The sequence below is a fragment of the Tatumella sp. JGM94 genome (assembly GCF_018257595.1).
In the GTDB taxonomy this organism is placed as follows: domain Bacteria; phylum Pseudomonadota; class Gammaproteobacteria; order Enterobacterales; family Enterobacteriaceae; genus Tatumella; species Tatumella punctata.
Window position 1 is genome coordinate 477 of the sequence record NZ_JAERJN010000033.1, and the last position, 22927, is coordinate 23403.

19 protein-coding genes and 4 tRNA genes are annotated in these 22927 nt (G+C 51.5%); 4 read left to right on the top strand and 19 right to left on the bottom strand.

What is annotated here, in order from left to right; genetic code table 11:
- Positions 1 to 2: 2 nt before the first annotated feature.
- The 16 genes from JK216_RS16505 to trxA form a co-directional block, all read right to left on the bottom strand.
- Positions 3 to 76 (bottom strand) — tRNA-Pro (locus JK216_RS16505).
- A gap of 34 nt (positions 77 to 110) precedes the next feature.
- Positions 111 to 197, bottom strand: a tRNA-Leu gene (locus JK216_RS16510).
- A gap of 15 nt (positions 198 to 212) precedes the next feature.
- A tRNA-His gene (locus tag JK216_RS16515) sits at positions 213 to 288 on the bottom strand.
- An 87-nt stretch (positions 289 to 375) separates the two neighbouring features.
- Positions 376 to 452, bottom strand: a tRNA-Arg gene (locus JK216_RS16520).
- Positions 453 to 601: 149 nt separating this feature from the next.
- Positions 602 to 1342 carry a lipopolysaccharide N-acetylmannosaminouronosyltransferase gene (gene wecG / locus JK216_RS16525; RefSeq protein ID WP_212709511.1) on the bottom strand — a complete coding sequence of 247 codons (741 nt, stop codon included), beginning with the start codon at positions 1340 to 1342 and terminating at the stop codon, positions 602 to 604.
- Between the two features lie 18 nt (positions 1343 to 1360).
- Positions 1361 to 2719, bottom strand: a complete 1359-nt coding sequence (gene wzyE / locus JK216_RS16530) for an ECA oligosaccharide polymerase (RefSeq protein WP_212709510.1) — start codon at positions 2717 to 2719, stop codon at positions 1361 to 1363.
- Positions 2716 to 3798: a TDP-N-acetylfucosamine:lipid II N-acetylfucosaminyltransferase gene (locus JK216_RS16535; RefSeq protein WP_212712123.1), complete on the bottom strand. Its 1083-nt coding sequence runs from the start codon at positions 3796 to 3798 to the stop codon at positions 2716 to 2718. The genes wzyE and JK216_RS16535 overlap by 4 nt, the downstream gene beginning before the upstream one ends.
- The gene (gene wzxE, locus JK216_RS16540) at positions 3795 to 5042 is read right to left on the bottom strand and encodes a lipid III flippase WzxE (RefSeq protein ID WP_212710995.1); all 1248 of its coding nucleotides are present in this window, start codon (positions 5040 to 5042) and stop codon (positions 3795 to 3797) included. The genes JK216_RS16535 and wzxE overlap by 4 nt, the downstream gene beginning before the upstream one ends.
- Entirely contained in the window at positions 5042 to 6172 is a 1131-nt protein-coding gene (gene rffA, locus JK216_RS16545) for a dTDP-4-amino-4,6-dideoxygalactose transaminase (RefSeq protein ID WP_212709507.1), read from the bottom strand. Before rffA ends, wzxE begins: the two co-directional genes overlap by 1 nt.
- Positions 6159 to 6866 (bottom strand): dTDP-4-amino-4,6-dideoxy-D-galactose acyltransferase, encoded by a 708-nt coding sequence (gene rffC, locus JK216_RS16550; protein WP_212709506.1) that lies wholly within the window; start codon positions 6864 to 6866, stop codon positions 6159 to 6161. The genes rffA and rffC overlap by 14 nt, the downstream gene beginning before the upstream one ends.
- Positions 6867 to 6912: 46 nt before the next feature.
- On the bottom strand, positions 6913 to 8169 hold the full coding sequence (gene wecC / locus JK216_RS16555) for a UDP-N-acetyl-D-mannosamine dehydrogenase (protein WP_212710996.1): 1257 nt from the start codon (positions 8167 to 8169) through the stop codon (positions 6913 to 6915).
- Complete coding sequence (gene wecB, locus JK216_RS16560; protein ID WP_212709504.1) at positions 8166 to 9296, bottom strand: UDP-N-acetylglucosamine 2-epimerase (non-hydrolyzing); 1131 nt, start codon at positions 9294 to 9296, stop codon at positions 8166 to 8168. The genes wecC and wecB overlap by 4 nt, the downstream gene beginning before the upstream one ends.
- 48 nt (positions 9297 to 9344) lie before the next feature.
- The gene (locus JK216_RS16565) at positions 9345 to 10343 is read right to left on the bottom strand and encodes a Wzz/FepE/Etk N-terminal domain-containing protein (protein WP_212712124.1); all 999 of its coding nucleotides are present in this window, start codon (positions 10341 to 10343) and stop codon (positions 9345 to 9347) included.
- A 33-nt stretch (positions 10344 to 10376) separates the two neighbouring features.
- Entirely contained in the window at positions 10377 to 11462 is a 1086-nt protein-coding gene (gene wecA, locus JK216_RS16570) for a UDP-N-acetylglucosamine--undecaprenyl-phosphate N-acetylglucosaminephosphotransferase (protein WP_212712127.1), read from the bottom strand.
- A gap of 252 nt (positions 11463 to 11714) precedes the next feature.
- Entirely contained in the window at positions 11715 to 12974 is a 1260-nt protein-coding gene (gene rho, locus JK216_RS16575) for a transcription termination factor Rho (protein ID WP_212709502.1), read from the bottom strand.
- A gap of 342 nt (positions 12975 to 13316) precedes the next feature.
- A complete protein-coding gene (trxA, locus tag JK216_RS16580) occupies positions 13317 to 13649 on the bottom strand; it encodes a thioredoxin TrxA (RefSeq protein WP_212709501.1) in 333 nt (110 codons plus the stop codon).
- A 117-nt stretch (positions 13650 to 13766) separates the two neighbouring features.
- Between trxA and rhlB the strand changes: the two genes are divergently transcribed.
- Both rhlB and gppA read left to right on the top strand, forming a co-directional pair.
- The gene (gene rhlB / locus JK216_RS16585; protein ID WP_212709500.1) at positions 13767 to 15059 is read left to right on the top strand and encodes an ATP-dependent RNA helicase RhlB; all 1293 of its coding nucleotides are present in this window, start codon (positions 13767 to 13769) and stop codon (positions 15057 to 15059) included.
- Positions 15060 to 15067: 8 nt separating this feature from the next.
- Positions 15068 to 16552: a guanosine-5'-triphosphate,3'-diphosphate diphosphatase gene (gene gppA / locus JK216_RS16590; RefSeq protein WP_212709499.1), complete on the top strand. Its 1485-nt coding sequence runs from the start codon at positions 15068 to 15070 to the stop codon at positions 16550 to 16552.
- Positions 16553 to 16589: 37 nt separating this feature from the next.
- Here the strand turns inward: gppA and rep are convergent, their stop codons facing one another.
- On the bottom strand, positions 16590 to 18617 hold the full coding sequence (rep, locus tag JK216_RS16595) for a DNA helicase Rep (protein ID WP_212712125.1): 2028 nt from the start codon (positions 18615 to 18617) through the stop codon (positions 16590 to 16592).
- A gap of 80 nt (positions 18618 to 18697) precedes the next feature.
- Between rep and ppiC the strand changes: the two genes are divergently transcribed.
- Positions 18698 to 18979 carry a peptidylprolyl isomerase PpiC gene (gene ppiC, locus JK216_RS16600; protein ID WP_212709497.1) on the top strand — a complete coding sequence of 94 codons (282 nt, stop codon included), beginning with the start codon at positions 18698 to 18700 and terminating at the stop codon, positions 18977 to 18979.
- Between the two features lie 42 nt (positions 18980 to 19021).
- Here ppiC and JK216_RS16605 read toward each other — a convergent pair whose 3' ends face one another.
- The gene (locus tag JK216_RS16605) at positions 19022 to 20497 is read right to left on the bottom strand and encodes a pitrilysin family protein (RefSeq protein ID WP_212712126.1); all 1476 of its coding nucleotides are present in this window, start codon (positions 20495 to 20497) and stop codon (positions 19022 to 19024) included.
- 389 nt (positions 20498 to 20886) lie between these two features.
- On the bottom strand, positions 20887 to 22383 hold the full coding sequence (locus JK216_RS16610) for an EAL domain-containing protein (protein WP_212709495.1): 1497 nt from the start codon (positions 22381 to 22383) through the stop codon (positions 20887 to 20889).
- Positions 22384 to 22733: 350 nt separating this feature from the next.
- On the opposite strand from JK216_RS16610, the gene JK216_RS16615 reads away from it, so the two are divergent.
- The coding region (locus JK216_RS16615; protein WP_212715390.1) for a hypothetical protein at positions 22734 to 22927 on the top strand (194 nt) is incomplete at its 3' end.

A 22927-nucleotide genomic window follows, 5' to 3' on the forward strand; every position in this document is an offset into this window, starting at 1 on the left:
GGTCGGCGAGAGAGGATTCGAACCTCCGACCCACTGGTCCCAAACCAGTTGCGCTACCAAGCTGCGCTACTCGCCGAAATACTGCTTACTGCTTACCTCTGTTTTTTGCCTGGTGCGAAGAGAGGGACTTGAACCCTCACGTCCGTTAAGACACTAACACCTGAAGCTAGCGCGTCTACCAATTCCGCCACCTTCGCATAACCAGCAAAAAATGGGGTGGCTAATGGGACTCGAACCCACGACAACTGGAATCACAATCCAGGGCTCTACCAACTGAGCTATAGCCACCATATCTTTCTTACTTCTTACAACGATGCTAAAAACACCTTTACTACTCTCGCGGTAAATAACCGCAGCTCTTACGCCAACCAAAAATGGTGCGCCCGACAGGATTCGAACCTGAGACCTCTGCCTCCGGAGGGCAGCGCTCTATCCAGCTGAGCTACGGGCGCTTAGCGCCGTTGCGGATGCGGATATTACGGGGTTGAGCTGATCCTGTCTAGTGCTTTTTTAATAAAATTATTTATTTGCTTATCGTTTGTGCGTTTTGTCTGAATATTCAGCATTAGGCGCATATTTTGTGCCATTATCGCAGGCTATTCTAGAGTTCACCCCGCCAGTGATATTTTTGATAGCGTAAAAGCTGCAGTTGCCGCCGCCAGCGCGAAGGCTGTTTAATCAGACGGTATAACCATTCCAGCCCCAGCTTCTGCCAGATAACAGGAGCACGCTTCACAATACCACTGAAAACATCATAGGTACCGCCGACCCCCATATACAGCGCCTCAGGATAAACAGCCTGGCAGCGTCTGATAAACAGTTCCTGACGGGGTGATCCCATCGCCACGGTCACAATGCCTGCACCACTGTCAGCAATTGCCTGTATTACTGCCGCCGTTTGCTGCTCAGAAAAATAGCCATCCTGCTGACCTGCAATCCGGATCGGCCAGTGACGACGTAATTTGTCGCAGGTCTGTTGCAGCACCTCTGATTTACCTCCCACCAGAAATACCGGAACGCCTTGCTCAGCGGCTCTTTGCATCAGCACCTGCCAGAGATCCACTCCGGCTATCCGGCTGATTGTGCTGCCGGGATATTTTTTCCGTACAGACCGGACAATACTGATCCCATCAGCATAGTTAAATGCCGCCTCAGACAGTATCTGACGTAATTGCGGGTCTTTTTCGGCGCTCAGTACCTTCTCCGCATTAATCGCTACCAGCATGCCGTAACGTGGATGCTGTGCCGGTATCAGAAAATCAGCGAACCGGGCTATCGAACTAAAACCATAAAGTGGTATGCCCCTGATCCGGTAAGGCGGGAACTCCGGGTATTTACTCATTACCTTACTGTCCTGCTGTTATACATCTTCAATGCTGAAAAACCGATCACTGCCCTGCCTGTTGCGCTGACGGATAAGCCCGTGACTGTCCAGCAATCGAAAGACTATTTTGGCCATCGCGAGGCAAAACAGGAAAATGACACCAAAGAATACGATTCTCGACCCGAAGGCATCCAGACCCTCCCGGGCCAGCACGATCATATTGAAAATAGCCCCGAAACAAAAACTCTGCAGTACTGCAGCGCTGTAACGGTTAGTTTCCTGCAAAGCACGCCGGTAGATAAAGTCGAAGGCCTTGATAATAAACCCCACCACAATAGCCCCCGGCATCAGCAACCAGCCGCCCCCCATCACCACCAGTGATCCAATCAGGGTCGGTGAAATCGCCAGTCCTGAATGGTTATGCAACACATCACGAGTAAAGTAATTAGCGCTGTTCAGTATCTCTGCCGGGCGGTCATGCCACAGCCAGCCAGGGATAAAAACATAAAAATCCCGCCACATCGGCGCAAGCCCCTGAAATTCAATCCGGTGATACTGGCTGAGGAGCAATGCCAGGTTTTCCCAGGGCGAAAAAGTATCGCGGGTCAGATAAAGAAAAGTATGGAAAGCTTCCTCTCCGGAAACATGCAGGTTATAACGTTTCAAAGCCAGCCAGAACATCCCCGCCACCGACAATACCCCGGCGGAGACCAGCATCGTCAGGCTAATCCAGCCACGGGTGATACCGATAAACAGAAACAAAGCAAAGGCGATAATAATATTCGCCCGGGTGCCCCCGACAATAAGATATGTCAGTAATCCGAAGCTGACCGTACATACCAGAAACATTAACCAGCGTTGCCGGGTCGGCCGCAGAAAATAGATAATCAGCATCGCCGGTATAAAAAAGTAGAAGAACCGTTTCAGTGCCACACCGGACACCTGTCGGGAAAATATCTGGTTATAAGCACTGAGCCTGAACAACAGGAAACCGTTATGCATAAAAAAAACAGTCACCGTACCGATAGCAATCAGTGCCAGTAAACCACAGAAAATCAGGGTTTCCACCCTGTTCATCTGCAGCAAGGGTGCCGCCGGTGTCACCTCAGGACGGCGTATCCTGACTTTATAAGCAAGATAATAAACACCATAAAACAGGGTGGCCGATAGCAGCGCCTGTAACAAATATTCGGGTGCCACTACCGGCGTATCAAAACAGAAGACCAGCAGTGCTGTCAGAGGAAAACCAAAGTAAAAGGTCAGCAGAAACAATAAAGAGAAAAACAGGTGAAAATTAAACCGTTCACGACGAAACTCTTTTCCCGCCAGTACCAGTACAAATGTCAGGCAGCAGAGGTAAACCACCGACAGCCCTGAAAACTGTAATAAGCTCATAGTGCTTTCCCTTCTTCAAGCCGTTGTAATATCTCACACCAGCCCGCCAGATAGCCGGGAGAAAGAAAGGCAATCTGCTGCTTATCGCAGCTTATCAGCTGCCGTCTGGCCTCATTGATGGTGTCCGGGTCCAGCTTGTCTCCACGAAATAATACAGGGAGTTTCTGTTCGGCAAGATCCTGCCAGAATGGATTATCCCGGCTGATAACAAACGGGATATTCTTTTCAATCAGTAAACAGAGGGTACCGATTCCCTGCTGACGTTTAAAAATAAAATAGCCCAGCTGACAACGCGCCAGCAGGGCCTGATAGTCAGCAAAGTCCAGTGTCCCGGTCAGCAATGTCACCTGTCCGCTAGTAAAATAGCGTTCGGCAACCGCACGGACTTTTTCAATATACGCCTGATTACCTGCCGGGTAGCCCATCGGCAGAATGACACTGACATTACTGCCGAACTGCTGATAAATGTCCGTCAGCGCTTCAGCATGACGATTGGTCGGATCCCCGGAGTTTCCGACCAGAATCGTCAATGGCCGATCGCCGTTCAGCGGGGGGGCTGCCGGGCCAGATACCGGCATCCTGGCCGGAAAATACAGTAAAGCAGCGGCAACTGAAGGCACACGCTGCCGAAAATAATTAATATCACCACGGGTTGCCAGAATACCGGCAACCCGTTTACGGGCCATACGCCGCACAACATAAAACAACCGGAAACGGAGCTGATGAGAATCCTCATACAGATCGGCACCCCAGATATGCCAGTACAACTGATGACGGGATATTTTGCGTCCATATAACGCCAGCCAGAGCCAGGGATTAAACTGGCCGTGGCAAAAAAAACGTTGTTGTTTATTTTTCGCCAGCCGGATCACAGCCCGTGCCAGGCTTTTTTTATCGGGGAATATCTGCACCTCGAGGTGACTGAATCCGCTCAGCGACTGGCTGTCACAGCTGACAACCATAAACTTTCTCGCCGCCGCGGACGGCACCTGTACCGACAGTTGCTGGTCAAAGAAACGCAGCAATGTCAGGTTATGGTGTGGGATATCAGACCCGAGCAGATGGATTAAGCTTGTCATTTTCGGTACCAGCACATAAATACGCCCGCGCAAAGGGCAAAATAAATCATATAAGTAAGACAATAGGCCTGCACCGCACCGCTGACACCGTGTAACGGGATCAGCCAGTATGAGCTGGCAATCAGCAAAATAAACTGGCTGACTTCCGTAAGCAGGTAAAAACGGAGAGATGCTTTGGCAATAACCAGGTAACCAAATACGTAGGCACCGACTTTAAAAAAATCACCGGCCAGTTGCCAGCCGAAAAGATCCCGCATTGCATCGAACTTCGCAGAAAATAACAACCAGATAGCAATATCTCGCAGTAACCAGACCAGTATCGCCACCCCCGCAACCACCGGCAGAACAAAACGCAGAGCACGATAAATTTCACGCCCGATATCCTGTTTACTGCGCTGTTTTGCCAGGGTCGGCAACAACCAGACACTGAAAGTCGCGGTAATAAATTGCAGCCACGCATCTGAAATACCACTGACCCCCTGCCACAGCCCTACCTGTTGCCAGCCTGACTGTGCTGCCAGCAGATTACGCATCATCACCCAGCCGACCGGTACAGTGACTGCAGTCATTACCGCCATCAGCGTATATTTAAGCAGGCGTAACACCAGTGAGGTATGCCAGCGAGGCATAAACCAGCGCCATTGCAGGCCGGTAGCGGATTTCAGTAACCAGATGGCAGGCAGCAGGCTGATGGCCGGTACCAGCGCCAGCCCCGTCAGTGCACCACTATAACCTCCCGCCAGCCAGCACAGCAGATAGCCTAAAACCCCCAGCAGACTGCCGGCAGCCACCACCAGCGCATGACTCCGCGCATTACGAAATCCTTTCAGATATGCCTGTAGCAGATTCGCCCAGGCAATGCCTATTTGCAGAAATGCCACAATACGGATCACTTGCCGGTACTGATCACTGCCAAACAGTATCTGGCTGACAGGGGATGCGGCAAGACTTAAGACCGCTGCAAGTAATAAAGAAAAGACCAGGACAATCCCTGCCGAAGTGGCAGTCAGTGAACGGAGCATTTCGGGTTGTTGCTGATATTCGGCAACATAACGGGTAACACCGTTAAAAATCCCGGCGCCCGCCAGCACCCCCAGAACAGTGATCAGTTGCCGGAAATTAGCCGCCTGGCCAATCCCTTCGGGTCCGTAACTGACGGCCATAAATTTAACCACCAGTAATCCGGAAAGAATTTTCACCAGTGTAGAAAAAGACGTCCAGACAGATGCTTTCGCCAGTGACATCAGCGCAGAAAACTCATCAGTGAGCCGATAACCGTTTTCTGATTGTTATCCGACAGGTTATAAAACAATGGCAGCCGCAGCAGTCGTTCGCTCTGAACCGTTGTATAACGGTCCTCCCCGTGAAAACGGCCAAACTGCCGTCCTGCGGGAGAACTGTGTAACGGGATATAGTGGAATACCGCGAGAATTTCGGCTTCTTTCATCCAGTCGATCAGCCGCGAGCGCAGGTGGTTATCCGCCAGACGAATATAAAACATATGGGCGTTATGGGTACAGCCTGCAGGAACTTCCGGCAGGGATAACCTGCCCTGCTGCGCCAGCGGCGTCAGTGCTGTGTAATATTGTTCCCATAAGGCCAGCCGGCGCTGGTTTATCTGATCAGCGACTTCCAGCTGGGCCCACAGATAGGCCGCCTGTAAATCAGACATCAGATAGCTGGACCCCAGGTCACGCCAGGTGTATTTATCCGTCTGTCCCCGGAAAAACTGGCTGCGGTTAGTGCCTTTTTCACGGATAATTTCAGCTCTGGCAACCAGTGCCGGATCATTAATCAGTGTCGCGCCCCCCTCTCCGCCGGCAGTATAGTTTTTGGTTTCGTGGAAACTAAAACAACCGATATGGCCTATCGACCCCAGTGGCCGGCCTTTATAGCAGGACATCACCGCCTGAGCCGCATCTTCAATCAGGTACAGACGGTGTTTTTCACAGATCTGCACAAGGGTATCCATTTCACAGGCGACCCCGGCGTAATGCACTGCCACGACTGCACGGGTTTTTTCGGTAATGGCGGCTTCTATCAGACTTTCATCAATATTCAGTGTATCCGGGCGGATATCAACAAATACGATTGTCGCACCGCGCAATACAAATGCATTGGCCGTCGAGACAAAGGTATAACTGGGCATAATCACTTCATCACCCGGCATGATATTGATCAGCAGCGCGGCCATTTCCAGAGAAGCAGTACAGGAGGGAGTCAGCAATACTTTATGGCTGGAAAAACGCTGTTCCATCCATTGCTGACAGCGGCGGGTAAAGCCTCCGTCACCGCTCAGCTTGCCACTGGCCATCGCTGACTGCATATAGTCAATTTCACTGCCTGTCACCGGCGGAGAGTTAAAGGGGATCATTGTTTTTCCTGTATAACCAATAGGCTGTGTGTTCCAGCCGGGCACCGCTGCGCAGATATAAGCGCATTGCAGCCAGATTACTCAGCTGAGTAGTGATATGCAGCTGTTTCAGGCGTCTTACCCGCGCCCAGTCCGCAGCAGCTAACAGTAACCGCTGCCCGATACCTTTGCCACGCGCCGCCGGTAATACGGATAACAGCCCAATCCGTGCATCTGCACCGGTTTCACGCACCGAGACAAAGCCCTGTAGTTCTCCGGCATCTCCGCAGGCGATCAGGCACTGGTCATCAAACTGTCCGGTCACCGCATTTTCTATCCACTGAGCATAAAAACGCTGGCCGTCTGCGTCGGCAAACCAGGGGGCACGGAAGCGGCTGTGCTGAAATGCGTCGCACGCAGCCTGCCGTAATTCGGGGATCAGGGATTGCCGCGCAATACGGATGCCGGGCTGACGTTCCGTGTGCTGCAGGTCCAGAACCAGAACGGCTTCACCTTCCGCCAGCTGAAATCCCAGTTGTCCGGCAACGGTAAGTGCCTGATAGTCGTCTGCGGCTATCCTGGTCTGTAATAAACGATAGTGTTCAGCCAGCGCTGGCTGAAACCACTGATCACCGCCCGGGATGAACTGGCCGACAGGGTAACCAAAAAATGCAGATTCCCATTCGAGCGGGACAATACTGCCAGTGAGTTGCATCCACACCTCCGAAATGATTATATCCGCGGGTACCGGCCATGCCGGTCTAAGTCCAGAGACCGCGGGTATCGACAATACGCCGCCCGGCCAGCTGCTGTTTATCAATCCCTTTGAATGGCTGATGATCAACCAGCATCACCAGAATATCGGCCTGCTGCAGCGCCGTATCACTGTCGGTCAGCGTCACTGCGCTCAGTGATGCCGGTAAGCCGGTAATATTCGGTTCAACTGCCAGTAGCGGCCCCTGATGCCACTCGCTGATCATCCTGACCACCTGTAATGCCGGGCTTTCACGCAAGTCATCAACATCGGCTTTAAACGCCAGTCCGAAACAGGCAATGGTGATGTCGGCTGCCCGTTGTGAAGTGCTATTCAGACAGTCAGCCAGCTGCTGTTTTACCTGACTCAGTACCCAGCCCGGTTTGGCGTCATTAACTTGCCGGGCGGTACGGATCAGCTGACTGTGCAGGGGGTTCTGCGCCACGATAAACCACGGATCGACGGCAATACAGTGCCCTCCGACACCCGGCCCGGGTTGCAGTATATTTACCCGCGGATGACGGTTCGCCAATGCAATCAGTTGCCAGACATTAATCTGTTGCTGGTCACAAATCATTGATAATTCATTGGCAAACGCGATATTCACATCACGAAAACTGTTTTCGGTCAGCTTACACATTTCGGCGGTACGGTCGTCGGTTTCAACACAGTCACCCCGCAAAAAGAGCCGGTAGAGCTCACTTGCTCTGGCTGCACAGCCGGGGGTCATACCGCCAATCACCCTGTCATTGTCCACCAGCTCCGCCATAATTTTTCCCGGTAATACCCGTTCCGGACAATACGCAATATGAATATCGGGTTGCGGTCCCTGGTGCGGAAATGTCAGGTCAGGCCGAAGTGCGGCCAGCCAGTCTGCCAGCTGTCCGGTAGTGCCGACCGGGGACGTGGACTCCAGAATCACCAGGTCACCCTGTCGGAGTACCGCTGCAACCGATTCTGCGGCCGCACGGACATAACGTAAGTCAGGCTGGTGCCCCTCACGGAAAGGAGTCGGCACTGCAATCAGAAATGCATCGGCTGGCTGCGGTGTCAGGGACGCCCGTAAATAACCGTCTTTTACGGCGTCTCTGACCACCTGTGCCAGATGAGGTTCGGCTATATGGATTTCTCCGCGATTAATGGTATCCACCGCATGGGGATTCACATCAACGCCAATAACGTTTTTTTTCCCGGAGGCAAAAATCGCTGCTGTAGGCAGGCCGATATAGCCAAGGCCCACAACAGAAATGGTGTCAAAACTCATAACGTCACTCTGTATTGTTTTAATATTTTTATAATTTTCTGACATGCATCACCGTTACCATAAGGGTTATGGGCACGGCTCATTTGCCGCCAGGCATCAGGGTCCTGTAATAACCGTGAAACTTCGGTGATAATTTTCTCACTATCAGTACCGACTAACCGTACCGTTCCGGCATCCACGGCTTCCGGTCGTTCTGTCGTATCGCGCATCACCAGTACAGGAATACCCAGAGCCGGAGCTTCTTCCTGAATTCCGCCAGAGTCCGTCAGGATCAGCCTGGCTTTATTCATTAACCAGACAAACGGCAGATAGTCTTGCGGATCAATCAGATAAATATTACTGATGCCGCGCAGGATCCGGTTTACCGGGGTACTGACATTCGGATTAAGATGTACCGGATAAACTATCTGGACATCAGGGTACTGTATGGCCAGTCCGGCAAGGGCACTGCAAATCCGTTCAAAGCCATCGCCGAAACTTTCACGCCGGTGTCCGGTAACCAGAATCATCGGCCGGTCTGGTGACAGAAACGGATATAAGGCCGACAGTTGCCGTTCTAAGACACTGTCCTGCTCAATTTTATCCCTGACCCACAATAAAGCATCAATGACTGTATTGCCGGTCACAAAGATATTTGCTGCAGGAATATTTTCCTGTCGCAGGTTGCGTTGTGCCCGGGGGGTCGGTGCAAAATGATATCTGGCCAGATGACCGGTCACTTTACGGTTGCCTTCTTCAGGCCAGGGAGAAAAAAGATCTCCGGTACGTAAACCGGCTTCGATATGCCCGATGGCAATCCGCTGGTAGTAAGCTGCCAGGCTGACAGCCATAGTGGTGGTGGTATCACCATGTACCAGCACAATATCAGGACGAAAGTCGGTGAGTACCTGCTGCATACCTGCCAGTATACGACAGGTTATGGTGGTAAGGTCCTGACCCGGACGCATAACGTCCAGATCATACTGCGGGTTCAGGCTAAAAAGTCTCAGCACCTGGTCCAGCATTTCGCGGTGCTGTGCAGTGACGCAGAGCCGGGCATCAATCTCATTATCCGCCGATAATGCACTGACCAGAGGTGCCATTTTTATCGCTTCCGGGCGCGTGCCAAATACCGTTAATACTTTCACGCTGGCTTCCTTATTATTCAAAAATCTGTGTTATCTGCTATCGTCATGCTACCGGCGGCGGGAAACAGCAATCACCGCCCCTGCAAATGCACCGGTCATTCCCCACAGCACAACCAGTAAAACTAACCGCGGGCTGTCGCGACTGGCCGGAGGTTCAGGTGAGCGCAGGTAGCACCAGGTGGGCAGATTGTCAGATACGACAGGTTCCGGCCCCAGACTTTCCAGCAATGCTTTACTCTGTAAATACTGCCTGTCATAGGCAGGTCCGCTCGCCAGTAAATTAGCCAGCCAGCCCTCCAGGACCTGTTTACTGACAGGCGGCATAGTCTGTGAATCAGGTCCGGTGACAGATACGCTCTGTCCGTTTCCGGCACGGGTTATCGCCTGTTCAAGCTGACGACGTTGCTGTGCAAACACGGTTTCAGCCACCCATTGCTGGCGTGCCAGTGCCGTCTGATGAGACTGCCATGCAATCTTCCACTCGTCATGCAGATTACTGCGTAAACGAGCCGCGGCACGCTGACTGGCAAACTGCACGTACTGGTCCAGTAGCTGCGCAGAAGATGTCGCATTGTCTGCCCGCAGTACCAGAGTATCCCGGGTCCCGCGGGCCGGTTCCGCGGGCTGAAAGCGGATATCACCGATCAGTTGGTCCAGTATTGTCGCACGCTGCGATTGATGTCCCTTCAGCCTGTCACGGAAATACGCTGACTGTAGCCAGAAATCTCGCCGGCTGTCCCGGGAGGATAACTGTAATAAAAATTGCTGATAGACTTCATCTGTTACCGTTGACGCCGCCGGAGGAGGCAGACTCTCGTCTTCAAGCGTTGCCAGCGACAAACGCAGGCTGTAATAATTCGCTATCTGACTGACCGAAGGGCGGTCGACAGTCGCAGTCGCACTCCATACCTGGCTGGCCAGACGGGCATAGGCCAGCGCAATCAGCGCACCTGCCAGCGCCAGTCCCAGAATCCAGACTTTACCGCGCCACAACCGGCTGGCAATCAGTGGAATATTCAGCTCATTTTCCACAGAGGAAGAAACCATCTCCGGATATCCTTTTAACGATAAAAACGGGTGTCAGATACCATGCCCGCGGGCATTGCGAAAGTTATGCCAGCGACGTTTTAGCCTGCGGAGTAACCGTGCCACTCTCCAGGCATGTTTCAGGCAATAGCCATACGCTGAAAAGGCCAGCAGGAACAGCAGCATCATGCCCCACTCGGGGATCACCGGCAGATACTCTCCCGTCACCCCGATAGCGGCCAGCAAGGCCGCCGCCAGCGTAATTAATACAAAGGCCTGACGCGAGCTGAAACCGGCACGCATAATTAAATGATGGATATGCTGACGATCGGCAGAAAACGGGCTCATCCCTTTATGTAACCGCCGGTACATAATCGCGACCATATCCATCAGCGGAATTGCGATAATCCACAGGGCAGTCACAGGACGCAGCTCATGGCTGGCCCCCTGGGTGGTTGCCAGCAGGATCCAGATAACCGTAAAGCCAATCATGGTACTGCCGGCATCGCCCATAAAGACTTTATAGCGTCGGCCGAGCAGGCCGAGGTTAAGCAGAATATAGGGGAGTGTTGCGGCAATCATCGCAAAGCACCAGAACGCCAGACTATATTGCCCTTTCAGACACAGGATGATCCCCAGCGCTCCGAAGCTGACTGACGATAAACCGCCGAGTAATCCGTCAATGCCATCGACCATATTGAAAGCATTAATCGCCGCCCAGACAGCAAATAAGGTCAGTACATAGCCGAAAGGCCCGACATTTAAGTCAACCGGGCCGATAATACCGCCAAAACTGATCAGCGAATTGTTGGCCCAGATCATCATGATAATGGCAATCACCGCCTGTACCAGCGCACGTAATTTCACGCTGATATCAAAACGGTCATCCAGCGCACCGACCAGCACCAGAACCCCGGCGCAGAACAGGTACAGCGCTCTGTGGGGCTGATAGCTGCTGGTGATCAAAAATGCAAAACAGATCCCCGCAAACACTGAAATTCCGCCCACCAGCGGGATAGCTCCCTGATGACGCTTCCGGTAATCAGGTTTATCAACCAGACCCACTCTCTTTGCTATTTTTCGGGCAAAGAACAAGAAGCACAGCGAAAAAAGAAATGTCAGTCCCAGTTCAGTACCCATATTGAGTAAATTCACATTAATCGCTCTCAGTTAGAATACTCACTACACCATCATGCTCTGAAGTTTTACTCTGATTCAGGTAGTGAGTTCTGTGCTGACAGCGACATTCTGCGCTGATACGACAGTCCGCATAGGTTACTCCTTCACAGAATCCTTTGTTCCTGATAATGCTATAGCCTGATCAACAAAAACGCCACGTAAAGACGTGGCGTTTTTGTACTTTCAAAAAATTCTTATTGTTGTCGCTGCAGACTACGAGCGTTTCATCATATCGAAGAATTCTTCGTTTGTTTTGGTCATCGCCAGTTTGTTGATCAGGAACTCCATAGCATCAATCTCACCCATCGGATGAATAATTTTACGCAGGATCCACATTTTCTGTAGCTCTTCCGGCGTGGTCAGCAGTTCTTCTTTACGGGTACCTGAACGGTTGTAATCTATCGCAGGGAACACACGCTTCTCAGCAATTTTACGCGACAGGTGTAATTCCATATTACCGGTACCTTTGAACTCTTCATAGATAACTTCATCCATTTTAGAGCCGGTATCTACCAGTGCAGTCGCAATGATAGTCAGGCTGCCGCCCTCTTCCACATTACGTGCTGCCCCGAAGAAACGCTTCGGACGATGCAGGGCGTTAGCATCAACACCCCCGGTAAGTACTTTACCGGACGCAGGTACGACGGTGTTATAGGCACGGGCCAGACGGGTAATTGAGTCCAGCAGGATAATGACATCTTTTTTGTGTTCAACCAGACGCTTGGCCTTTTCGATCACCATTTCTGCGACCTGAACGTGGCGGGATGCCGGCTCATCAAAGGTGGAAGCAACGACTTCACCTTTCACCAGACGCTGCATCTCGGTCACTTCTTCCGGACGTTCATCAATCAGCAGCACCATCAGCTCACAATCAGGGTAGTTGTAAGCCAGGCTCTGAGCGATATTCTGCAACAGCATGGTTTTACCCGCTTTTGGCGGAGCAACAATCAGTCCGCGCTGACCACGACCGATTGGCGAGGCTAGATCCAGCACACGGGCGGTAATATCTTCAGTAGAACCGTTACCACGCTCCATACGTAAGCGATTGTTGGCGTGCAGCGGTGTCAGGTTTTCGAACAGAATTTTATTACGGGCGTTTTCCGGCTTGTCATAGTTAACTTCGTTAACTTTCAGCAACGCAAAATAACGCTCGCCTTCTTTCGGCGGACGAATTTTTCCGGCGATGGTATCACCTGTCCGCAGGTTAAAGCGGCGGATTTGGCTTGGCGAAACATAAATATCATCAGGACCGGCAAGGTAAGAACTGTCTGCAGAACGGAGGAAACCAAATCCATCCTGTAATATTTCCAGTACACCATCACCAAAGATGTCTTCGCCACTTTTGGCATGCTGCTTAAGGATGGCGAAAATAATGTCCTGTTTGCGCATACGCGCGAGGTTTTCCAACCCCATTTTTTCGCCGAGAGTAATCAGCTCAGACACCGGCGTGTTTTTTAGTTCGGTAAGATTCATAGTGATGGGTTCTTGACTCGGGGTGTTACTCGAAATGTTTGTCATGAGTGGTATGGCTAAAGTCCATGCCTGTAAATAGAAATATTATTAATTCTGAACTCGACAACGGAGTCGTTAGTAAACAGCGACAGACTATGACGAGACGGCCTTGTGCGACGTGGTGGTAAACCACCGGATTGTTAACCCGTTCTTAATAGAAATACAGACTGGCTTAACAAAGGAAATCTTTTAGATTCTGACTACTGGTAAGAGCGTAATGCAGTTCAAATAACTTAGCACGACAAAAAGCAGACGTCCAGTGATAGCACAAAAATAAACCACCACTGGCGTCTGATTGATATCTTAGCCCAGATTAGCGTTCAGGAACTCTTTTAACTGGCCTTTAGATAGTGCGCCCACTTTAGTGGCTGCCACTTCACCGTCTTTAAATAACAGTAAAGTGGGGATACCACGGATGCCATACTTAGGCGCAGTGCCCGGGTTGTCATCAATATTCAGTTTCGCCACGGTCAGTTTACCCTGGTACTCTTCGGCAACTTCATCGAGGATAGGTGCGATCATTTTACAAGGGCCGCACCATTCAGCCCAGAAGTCTACCAGTGTCACACCGTCTGCTTTCAGCACGTCGGTTTCGAAACTGTCGTCGGTCAAGTGAACGATTTTATCGCTGCTCATGTTTTGCTCCACAAAATTATGCCTGGCGAATTGGCGTATAATGAATCAATGTAAGTTGACTTTATTTCATTGGATACGCTTTCGTAAAGCGACATTAAGCTGATATTCTACCACACTATGAGCAAAACACACTTAACAGAAAAGAAGTTTTCCGACTTCGCCCTGCACCCTAAGGTAATTGAAGCCCTTGATAATAAAGGATTTCAGTACTGTACACCGATTCAGGCATTAGCACTGCCGTATACCCTTTCGGGGCATGATATCGCGGGTCAGGCGCAAACCGGTACGGGCAAAACGATGGCGTTCCTGACGTCAGCGTTCCATTATCTGCTGTCTCATCCTGTTGCCGAAGGCCACAAAGTGAATCAGCCCCGCGCATTAATCATGGCTCCGACCCGCGAACTGGCGGTTCAGATCCATGCCGATGCCGAGCCTCTGGCCAAAAACACCGGGTTGCGACTCGGCCTGGCTTATGGCGGCGATGGCTATGACAAACAACTGAAAGTTCTGGAACAGGGTGTAGACATTCTGATCGGAACCACCGGTCGTCTGATCGACTACACCAAACAAAATTATATCGACCTCAGTGCCATTCAGGTAGTGGTACTTGATGAAGCAGACCGGATGTTTGACCTCGGCTTTATCAAAGATATTCGCTGGTTATTCCGCCGTATGCCTGCGGCATCCCAGCGCCTGAACATGCTGTTTTCCGCGACCCTGTCATGGCGGGTACGTGAACTGGCCTTCGAATATATGAATAATGCAGAATATGTCGAAGTTGAGCCTGAACAGAAAACCGGCCACCGTATTAAAGAAGAGCTTTTCTACCCTTCTAATGAAGAAAAGATGCGTTTATTGCAATCGCTGGTGGAAGAAGAATGGCCGGACCGTGCAATTATTTTTGCCAATACCAAGCACCGTTGTGAAGATGTCTGGGGCCACCTGGCCGCTGACGGGCACCGTGCAGGCTTATTAACCGGTGATGTTCCGCAGAAAAAACGGCTGCGTATTCTGGAAGATTTCACCCGGGGACAGCTGGATATCCTGGTAGCAACCGACGTTGCAGCCCGTGGCTTGCATATTCCGGAAGTTACGCATGTCTTTAACTACGACCTGCCTGATGACCGTGAAGATTATGTCCACCGTATTGGCCGGACGGGGAGAGCAGGTGCCAGCGGGCATTCTATCAGCCTGGCCTGCGAAGAATATGCGCTGAATTTACCGGCCATTGAGGAGTATATTGGTCACAGTATTCCGGTCAGTAAATACAACAGTGACGCGTTATTGACAGATTTACCTGCACCTAAGCGCCTGGCTCGTCGTCCGGCGAATAACAACCGCAGGGGTAATAATAACAATAACCGTCGGAATGGTCCTCCACGCAATAACAACCGCAAACGTTCAGGTTAAACCCGCTTATGCAGAACGCATCATCACTTTATGCTGCTATTGATTTAGGTTCTAACAGCTTTCATATGCTGGTGGTGCGTGAAATCTCCGGAAGCATCCAGACGGTCGCACGTATTAAGCGTAAAGTGCGGCTGGCCAACGGGCTGGATCAGAATAACCACTTATCTGATGAAGCTATGGCCAGAGGCTGGCAATGTTTGCGTTTATTTGCAGAGCAACTGCAGGATATCCCGGCCAGCCAAATCCGCGTTGTCGCAACTGCCACCCTGCGGCTGGCAACCAATGCGCAACAGTTTCTGTCTGCAGCTCAGCGTATCCTGGGCAACCCTGTCGAAGTCATCAGCGGTGAAGAAGAAGCCCGTCTGATTTATCAGGGTGTGGCACATACGACCGGCGGCTCTGATCAGCGTCTGGTCGTCGATATCGGTGGCGGCAGTACCGAATTAGTCACCGGTTCAGGCGCTGACACCACCGCATTGTTCAGTTTGCCTATCGGCTGTGTCACCTGGCTGGAACGCTATTTTTCTGACCGCTATCTGACGCGTGAAAATTTCGAACAGGCAGAGCAGGCTGCCAGAGAGCATATCCGGCACATCAGTCCGGTACTCCGGCAAAAAGGCTGGGAAATTTGCGTCGGTGCTTCAGGTACCGTGCAGGCATTGCAGGAAATCATGGTTGCTCAGGGAATGGACGAACAGATTACCCTCAGCAAATTGCAACAACTGAAGCAGCGGGCTATTCAGTGCGGGAAACTGGAAGAGCTGGAGATAGAGGGGCTGACGCTGGAGCGTGCGCTGGTGTTCCCGAGTGGTTTATCCATTCTGATCGCGGTGTTCTGTGAACTGCAAATCGACAGTATGACCCTGGCCGGAGGCGCATTACGGGAAGGCCTGGTCTACGGCATGCTCAGCCTGCCTATCGATAAAGACATTCGCAACCGGACACTGCACAATGTTCAGCGGCGTTTTTCCATCGACAGAGAACAGGCCGCCCGGGTACAGCAACTGGCCGATGCTTTTTTTCGTCAGGTCAGCCACAGCTGGAACCTCGATGCACGATGTCGTGAATTACTGCTCAGCGCCTGTGCTATACATGAAATTGGCCTGAGCGTTGATCACCGTCAGGCCCCCCGTCATGCGGCTTATCTGGTGAAATCGCTCGATTTACCCGGATTTACACCAGCCCAAAAGAAACTGATTTCTTCCCTGTTAGAAAACCAGCAAGGCAATATTGATCTGGCGTTACTGACCCGGCAAAATGCCCTGCCCCCCCGACTCGCCGAACGAATTTGCCGTCTGCTCCGGCTGGCGATTATTTTCTCCAGCAGACGCCGCGACGATACACTGCCTGCGGTACGCCTGCAGGCAAACGATGATGCCATGCATCTCAGTCTGCCGGACGGCTGGCTGGAAGCGCACCCGCTACGGGCCGAATTTCTGGAGCAGGAAAGTCATTATCAAAGTTATGTACACTGGCAGCTGACCCTGGGCTGAAACAGATTACCGGCCAGCCAGCGCCAGCCGGTCAGTTTCAGTCCGCCTGCTTTTTAGATTTTTCCAGCATCGCCCGCAGACCCGCAACTCTGCTCTGGCTGTTGAGCATCCGTTGTTCGCTGCTGACTGGTTTACGTTCGCCTTCCCAGACTAAATCATCCTGTGGCAACTCAAGCAGAAAACGGCTGGGTTCAGGTCGGATTTGCTCCCCGTATTGCCGGCGCTCCCGGCACAGGGTAAATGTCAGTTCCTTTTGCGCACGGGTGATCCCCACGTAAGCCAGCCGCCGTTCTTCTTCGATATTATTTTCATCAATGCTGCTCTGATGGGGTAACAGCCCTTCTTCCATACCCACCAGAAACACATAAGGGAATTCCAGCCCTTTTGAGGCATGCAGGGTCATCAGTTGTACCTGATCCTGATCATCATCACTTTCACCACGCTCCATCATGTCGCGCAGAGTAAAACGGGTCACCACCTGAGTCAGCGTCATAGGTTCGTCAAGGTCACTGCCCTCAAGCATTTCTGTCATCCATTGAAACAGCGTGTTCACGTTTTTCATCCGCATTTCCGCGGCTTTCGGGCTGGCTGAGCTTTCAAATAACCAGCTTTCGTAGTCAATTCCCTGAATCAGTTCTCTGACCGCCGCTACTGGCTCACGCTCACTGAGTGTTACCAGAGAGTTCAGCCAGTGAGTAAAACGCTGTAAATGCTCAAGGCTGCGGGCAGGAAGGCGTTCAGCCAGCCCGAGGTCAAAACTGGCACGGAACAGACTTTTGTTGCGGATCGAGGCCCACTCTCCCAGTTTTTGTAAGGTGGCAGGGCCAATTTCACGGCGAGGTGTATTGACGATCCGCAGAAACGCGCTGTCATCTTCCTGATTCGTAAGCACCCGTAAATAAGCCAGCATATCCTTGATTTCAGGACGGGAGAAGAAAGAGGTGCCGCCGGAAATCCGATACGGAATACGGTTCTGCATCAGTAACTTCTCAAATATCCGCGACTGGTGATTGCCCCGATACAGGATTGCATAATCACGATAACGAGTCTTGCCGATAAAATGATGTGCAATCAGCTCACCGGTCACCCGCTCAGCTTCATGATCTTCATTATTGGCAGTGATCACTTTTAGCTGGCTGCCTTCACCCAGCTCCGAGAACAGCTTTTTCTCGAATACATGAGGATTATTGGCAATCAGAATATTGGCTGATTTCAGGATCCGCTGAGAAGAACGGTAATTCTGCTCCAGTTTAATCACCTCCAGGCTTGGGAAATCCTGGCTGAGTAATACCAGGTTTTGTGGCCGGGCCCCGCGCCATGAATAAATTGACTGGTCATCATCCCCGACCACCGTAAATCTGGCACGCTGGCCGGTCAGCAGCTTTACCAGCTGGTACTGACTGGTATTTGTATCCTGGTATTCATCCACCAGCAGATAGCGGATACGCTGTTGCCAGCGCTCTCTGACCTGCTCATTCTCCTGTAATAATAAGGTCGGCAATAAAATAAGATCATCAAAATCAAGTACATTACAGGATCGTAAATGCTGGTCATACAGCTGATAACAGTGGGCAAAAATATTATCCTGCGCCGACCTGGCTAAATCAGCCGCGCCGGCGGGCGACACCAGGTCATTTTTCCAGTTAGAAATCGTCGAAATCAGGTTTTGCAGCAGGGTTTTATCTTCTTCCAGCCATGGCCTGGTCAGTTCTTTCAGCAGTGCCAGCTGGTCCTGGTCATCAAACAGTGAAAAATTGGATTTCATACCCAATGCCGCGTATTCACGTTTAATAATTTCCAGCCCCAGGGTGTGGAACGTCGAGATCAGTAATCCACGGGCCTCTTTACGTCCCAGTGTCTGGGCAACACGTTCTTTCATTTCCCGTGAGGCTTTATTAGTAAAGGTAACGGCGGCAATATGCCGGGCCTGGTATCCGCAGTGACGGATCAGGTGGGCTATTTTGTTGGTGATCACCCGGGTCTTGCCGGAACCGGCACCCGCCAGCACCAGACAAGGACCGGTCACATACTCGACAGCATGTTGCTGACCTGGGTTTAAACGCATAAAAAATCGCTCTGTAGATAGCTTAAAGAATGGTATATAAGGCGGCCGGGTATACACATCTCAGATCAAGGAGCAGAGATATGGCCAAAACAGCCGCCGCGTTACATATTCTGGTCAAAGAAGAATCGCTGGCAAAAGAGTTACTGCTTCGCCTGCAAAAAGGCGCCAGCTTTCAGCAACTGGCAAAAAAACACTCCGCCTGCCCGTCGGGACGGAAAGGCGGAGAACTGGGTGAATTCCGTCGCGGTCAGATGGTTCCTGCCTTTGATAAAGCGGTATTTTCCTGCCCGCTGCTGGTTCCTTATGGTCCGGTAAAAACCAGCTTTGGCTACCACATTATCAAAGTGTTGTGGCGTAATTAACCGGTTCAGCTCACTCAGGCCAAAAATCCGTCAGCCGTCCTGTTACGGATTACTTTCCGGTACCGCCGTTCCCTGTTCACTGTCCTCCGTTACGGGTGCCAGAGCAGTAATTTTATCAAAGCGGGCTTTCAGGTCATTGACCGGAATTTCTGCTTCGCCCTGAGGCTGAACCAGCGCCATCGCCACCGGCTGCGAGAGTTGCTGATGCAACTCATGATTCAGGGCCTCCAGAGTCAGCCCTGCCAGGAATGCCTGCCGCAAACGCTGATACTGTTCCGGAGAAATATCAACGACCGCATTCTGTTGTGAACGCAGGCGCTGTGCCATCAGAGTACTGGTCCCGGTGCGGGCATAGGTCGCAAACAGGCTATTCAGTTCTGCCAGTTTTCCGGACATCAGCGTATCAAACTCCTGCTGAGTCAACCCATTATCGCGTAATTCCGCAAAATCGCTAGCGACCTTATCTGACTGTGCCGCTAATTTATCTGCCGTTGTATCAATATTTAAACCACACTGTGCACGCTGATAAAATACCCGACAGTCCAGTCCGAACCGGGTATCGGCACTGGCCTTCTCCGCATCAGCAGGTAACAGATGCCAGTAAAGCACCTCACGGGCTAAATCACTCAGCCAGTATTGTTGCAGGGACTGGGAATCCGTAATCGGCGACCAGGGCATATCCCAAATCAGGGACAACCGGTCTCCGCTCCCCTGGCTGTCTGTCAGATTCACAGCCCGATAAGATAAAGGCGGTAATACGGCCAGAGACGGCGGACTACTGCGCTGTCCTTTCAGGGATGAAAAGGCCTTGCTGATTTGTTCGGAGATTGCGCGGCTGTCAACATTACCGACCACATACAATGTCATCGCATCCGGGGTATACCATGTATGATAAAAGTCTGTTAACTGTGCAATATCAACGGGCTGTGCACTGTTTTCCTGCGGATCGTGAGATAATAATGCCGAGCCTTGCAGGCGATAACGCCACCAGACATCCGCGGTATTGGCGGGCCACGTGGCCGTCGGATCGGAAGCCGCTAATGCTGAGTTAACAATCTGTGGAGTGATCGCCATATCACCCGCCGTCGCTGATAACCACAGCAACGCATCTTTTATCAAATCCGGACGGTTTGCCGGCAGACTCAGGTTATAGCGGGTAAAATCATAGGATGTGACCGCGGGCGGTAAAGCATTGCGCTTATCAATGCTCTGCTGCCATAACTGACGCTGCTGTGTCACACTGATAGCCGAATTATGTACCAAAGCCAGCCGGGTGAGTAAATGACTGTAGCCTGTCTGTAACGGACTTTCGTTCAGAGAGCCGCTCTCGACAACTAACCGTAATTCGATACTGTCTGAAGGGCGCTGTGGTGTCGCCAGCACCTGCCAGTTGAAACCGTTTTTAAGTTTCCCCTGTTGCCAGGCAGGATCTGGCTGGAGGGCTTCTGCATGCAGCGTAAAACTGACGGCTACCAGCAGAACTCCCCCCATCCAGCGCATAAATTTGGTGCCCTGCATGTGAACCCCTACATTCAAATGGTGAAAATTATAATTTTCACTGACATTTCATTGCCATACACATTCTTCCGCTGTTTACGGATACTGTTTTGATAGAGCATCGCTTTTTTGACCACATAAAAACACGGATGTCGCATGGCAACATAAAAAATATTCGGAACATTTCGGTCGTTATTATCCAAAAGTCAGACATTGCAGCAAGGAAAAAGCAAAAATTAACGGGATTATTCAGGGAAAAGTCGCAATTACCGGTAAAATATGGTCTGTCGCGGGTAAAACAACCGAAATACGACTTATTTTTTCACAGTAAACCCTGCGCCGGAGACAGGTTACCGCCAGGCAGCAGATGATCTTATCCGGCGTGGCACACGGTTGTACACGGATACCGGTCAGCTCAGGTTAAGCCACTGACGGTTAAACAGCGGCTCAGAAAGTGCCGGGGAGTACAGGTACCCCTGAGCAATATCAATTCCTCTGGCCAGCAGAGCATCTCGCTGTGGAATAGTTTCCACTCCCTCAGCAACCACATCCAGCTGCAGAATATTGGCCACCGCAGCCACGATACGTACCATCACATCATCACCCGGCAGACCGGCAACAAAGCTGCGGTCTAATTTCAGGCGTTTTAACGGTAATGAACGGAACTGGTGTAAATAATGCAGATTCGAATAGCCCATACCGAAATCATCCAGTACCACCGAGATACCGGTTTGTTCGACAGACTTCAGTAATGCCACCGCACTTTCCGTATCATCAAGCTGCGCTGTTTCGGTTAATTCCAGTATCAGCCCGGCAGGGTCAATCTTCAGTTCACTTAACAGATGCTGTAAATGACTGACCATCTGCGGGTCCTGTAACTGCCGCGCTGAAGTATTCACACTCAGAGGCAGCATGACACCCTGTGATTGCCAGTGTGCAACAATACGGCACGCCTCTTCAAATACCCGGCGGCCAAGCTCTGGCATCCTGCCCGTATCTTCTGCTGTCGTGATAAAATTTTCAGGCAGGGAATACAAACCATCCGCGCCGCGGACCCGCAGCAACGCTTCCGCCCCCACCAGCGCCCCGCTTCTCATATTTATCAGAGGCTGGAGCCAGAGCTCATAGTCTTTCTCATCGCAGTGCCGCAGGATGTCATGACAGGAGGATAACGGTAAGGCCGCCCCGTCAGGCAGTATTCTGCTGTTTACCGGCTGCGGTGCATACAGTGACTGATGACGGTTAACCGTTCTCACCAGAATCCCGATTTCATCATCCCGATGATTTACCGGCATTTTTAGCAAAACGCCAGGGGCGTCCTGCAAATCACGGCAAATATCCCGCAAAGGATGAATTATCAGCCGGTTAATAAACCAGCTGACAGATACGGAGAGTACAAATGCCAGCAACAGATAAGTCATCATCATCGTGGATAATGTACTGAGGATAAACTGATACACCCGCACCGAATCAGCCACTAATACCAGTGAGGCCAGTGGCCGGGGTAAACTCGCCTGATCTGTCGGATAGAGCGGGATGGTTATCTGTACGGGTAACCGAAAAATCCGGGCAATTAATGCGGGAACTTCCGCCGGTTTATTGTCAGTAAAATCGACATGCAATACCGTCAATTGTTCCGGCAAACGAATATCGGCCTGCCCGAGAATACCTGCCGGTTTCAGTGTCATTAATAACTGTTTTACGGCCGGGGCATCTCCTTTAAGTACCGCGTCTGCCAGTGGCTGACGCACGGTCCGGGCAATATTTTCCATCTGCTGTGTGTACTCAGTTTTACGCTGTTGTACGAAATGAAATAGCTGGGCCGTAATAAACAGACAGACAACGACTATTGCTAAGGCGGAGACATTGACCATCTGTTTAATGGTAAGGGAGCGTTGCACGCGCAAAATAGTCTCCGGACAAGGGGTAGGGAATTTTTCAGTATATAGCAAGACCCCCGGCTGACTATCAGATATCACCACCGCGTTGCCAGAAATTCAGTAAATTCCGATCGTTCGGCAGGGGACAATGGCCGGGGGCTGTGGCGTAACGTTTGCGCTGACATGCAATATATCAATCCGCCAGGGTTCTGCTCGCCATTACGTAAAGTTATTTTTTGCTGTCCCGCTGCGGGCGACCAGGCAAAGGGCGCAATGGCCGCGCCCTCTGCACTCCGGGCCTTAACCCGTCCGCCGCAGCGCAGCTGCTGAAACTCCGCCACTGATGGCGGAAGGAAGATGCTCAGAGCCGGACGCTTATGCCCGAAGGCGGTGGATTAGCACTGGCTATCGATAACGCTGATACGGGTATGCCGCATATCAATCCGGCGGGGTTCTGTTCGCCATTACGTAAAGTCATTTTTTGCTGCCCCGCTGCGGGCGACCAGGCAAAGGGCGCAACGGCCGCGCCCTCTGCACTCCGGGCCTGTGCGGCAGATCGTTCCGCCGCTGC

What these genes read in the sequence shown, in the direction of transcription:
- wecG (WP_212709511.1), bottom strand. Translation starts at nt 1,342, where the DNA reads ATGAGTAAATACCCGGAGTTCCCGCCTTACCGGATCAGGGGCATACCA.
- wzyE (WP_212709510.1), bottom strand. Translation starts at nt 2,719, where the DNA reads ATGAGCTTATTACAGTTTTCAGGGCTGTCGGTGGTTTACCTCTGCTGC.
- JK216_RS16535 (WP_212712123.1), bottom strand. Translation starts at nt 3,798, where the DNA reads ATGACAAGCTTAATCCATCTGCTCGGGTCTGATATCCCACACCATAAC.
- wzxE (WP_212710995.1), bottom strand. Translation starts at nt 5,042, where the DNA reads ATGTCACTGGCGAAAGCATCTGTCTGGACGTCTTTTTCTACACTGGTG.
- rffA (WP_212709507.1), bottom strand. Translation starts at nt 6,172, where the DNA reads ATGATCCCCTTTAACTCTCCGCCGGTGACAGGCAGTGAAATTGACTAT.
- rffC (WP_212709506.1), bottom strand. Translation starts at nt 6,866, where the DNA reads ATGCAACTCACTGGCAGTATTGTCCCGCTCGAATGGGAATCTGCATTT.
- wecC (WP_212710996.1), bottom strand. Translation starts at nt 8,169, where the DNA reads ATGAGTTTTGACACCATTTCTGTTGTGGGCCTTGGCTATATCGGCCTG.
- JK216_RS16565 (WP_212712124.1), bottom strand. Translation starts at nt 10,343, where the DNA reads ATGGTTTCTTCCTCTGTGGAAAATGAGCTGAATATTCCACTGATTGCC.
- wecA (WP_212712127.1), bottom strand. Translation starts at nt 11,462, where the DNA reads ATGGGTACTGAACTGGGACTGACATTTCTTTTTTCGCTGTGCTTCTTG.
- rho (WP_212709502.1), bottom strand. Translation starts at nt 12,974, where the DNA reads ATGAATCTTACCGAACTAAAAAACACGCCGGTGTCTGAGCTGATTACT.
- trxA (WP_212709501.1), bottom strand. Translation starts at nt 13,649, where the DNA reads ATGAGCAGCGATAAAATCGTTCACTTGACCGACGACAGTTTCGAAACC.
- rhlB (WP_212709500.1), top strand. Translation starts at nt 13,767, where the DNA reads ATGAGCAAAACACACTTAACAGAAAAGAAGTTTTCCGACTTCGCCCTG.
- gppA (WP_212709499.1), top strand. Translation starts at nt 15,068, where the DNA reads ATGCAGAACGCATCATCACTTTATGCTGCTATTGATTTAGGTTCTAAC.
- rep (WP_212712125.1), bottom strand. Translation starts at nt 18,617, where the DNA reads ATGCGTTTAAACCCAGGTCAGCAACATGCTGTCGAGTATGTGACCGGT.
- ppiC (WP_212709497.1), top strand. Translation starts at nt 18,698, where the DNA reads ATGGCCAAAACAGCCGCCGCGTTACATATTCTGGTCAAAGAAGAATCG.
- JK216_RS16605 (WP_212712126.1), bottom strand. Translation starts at nt 20,497, where the DNA reads ATGCAGGGCACCAAATTTATGCGCTGGATGGGGGGAGTTCTGCTGGTA.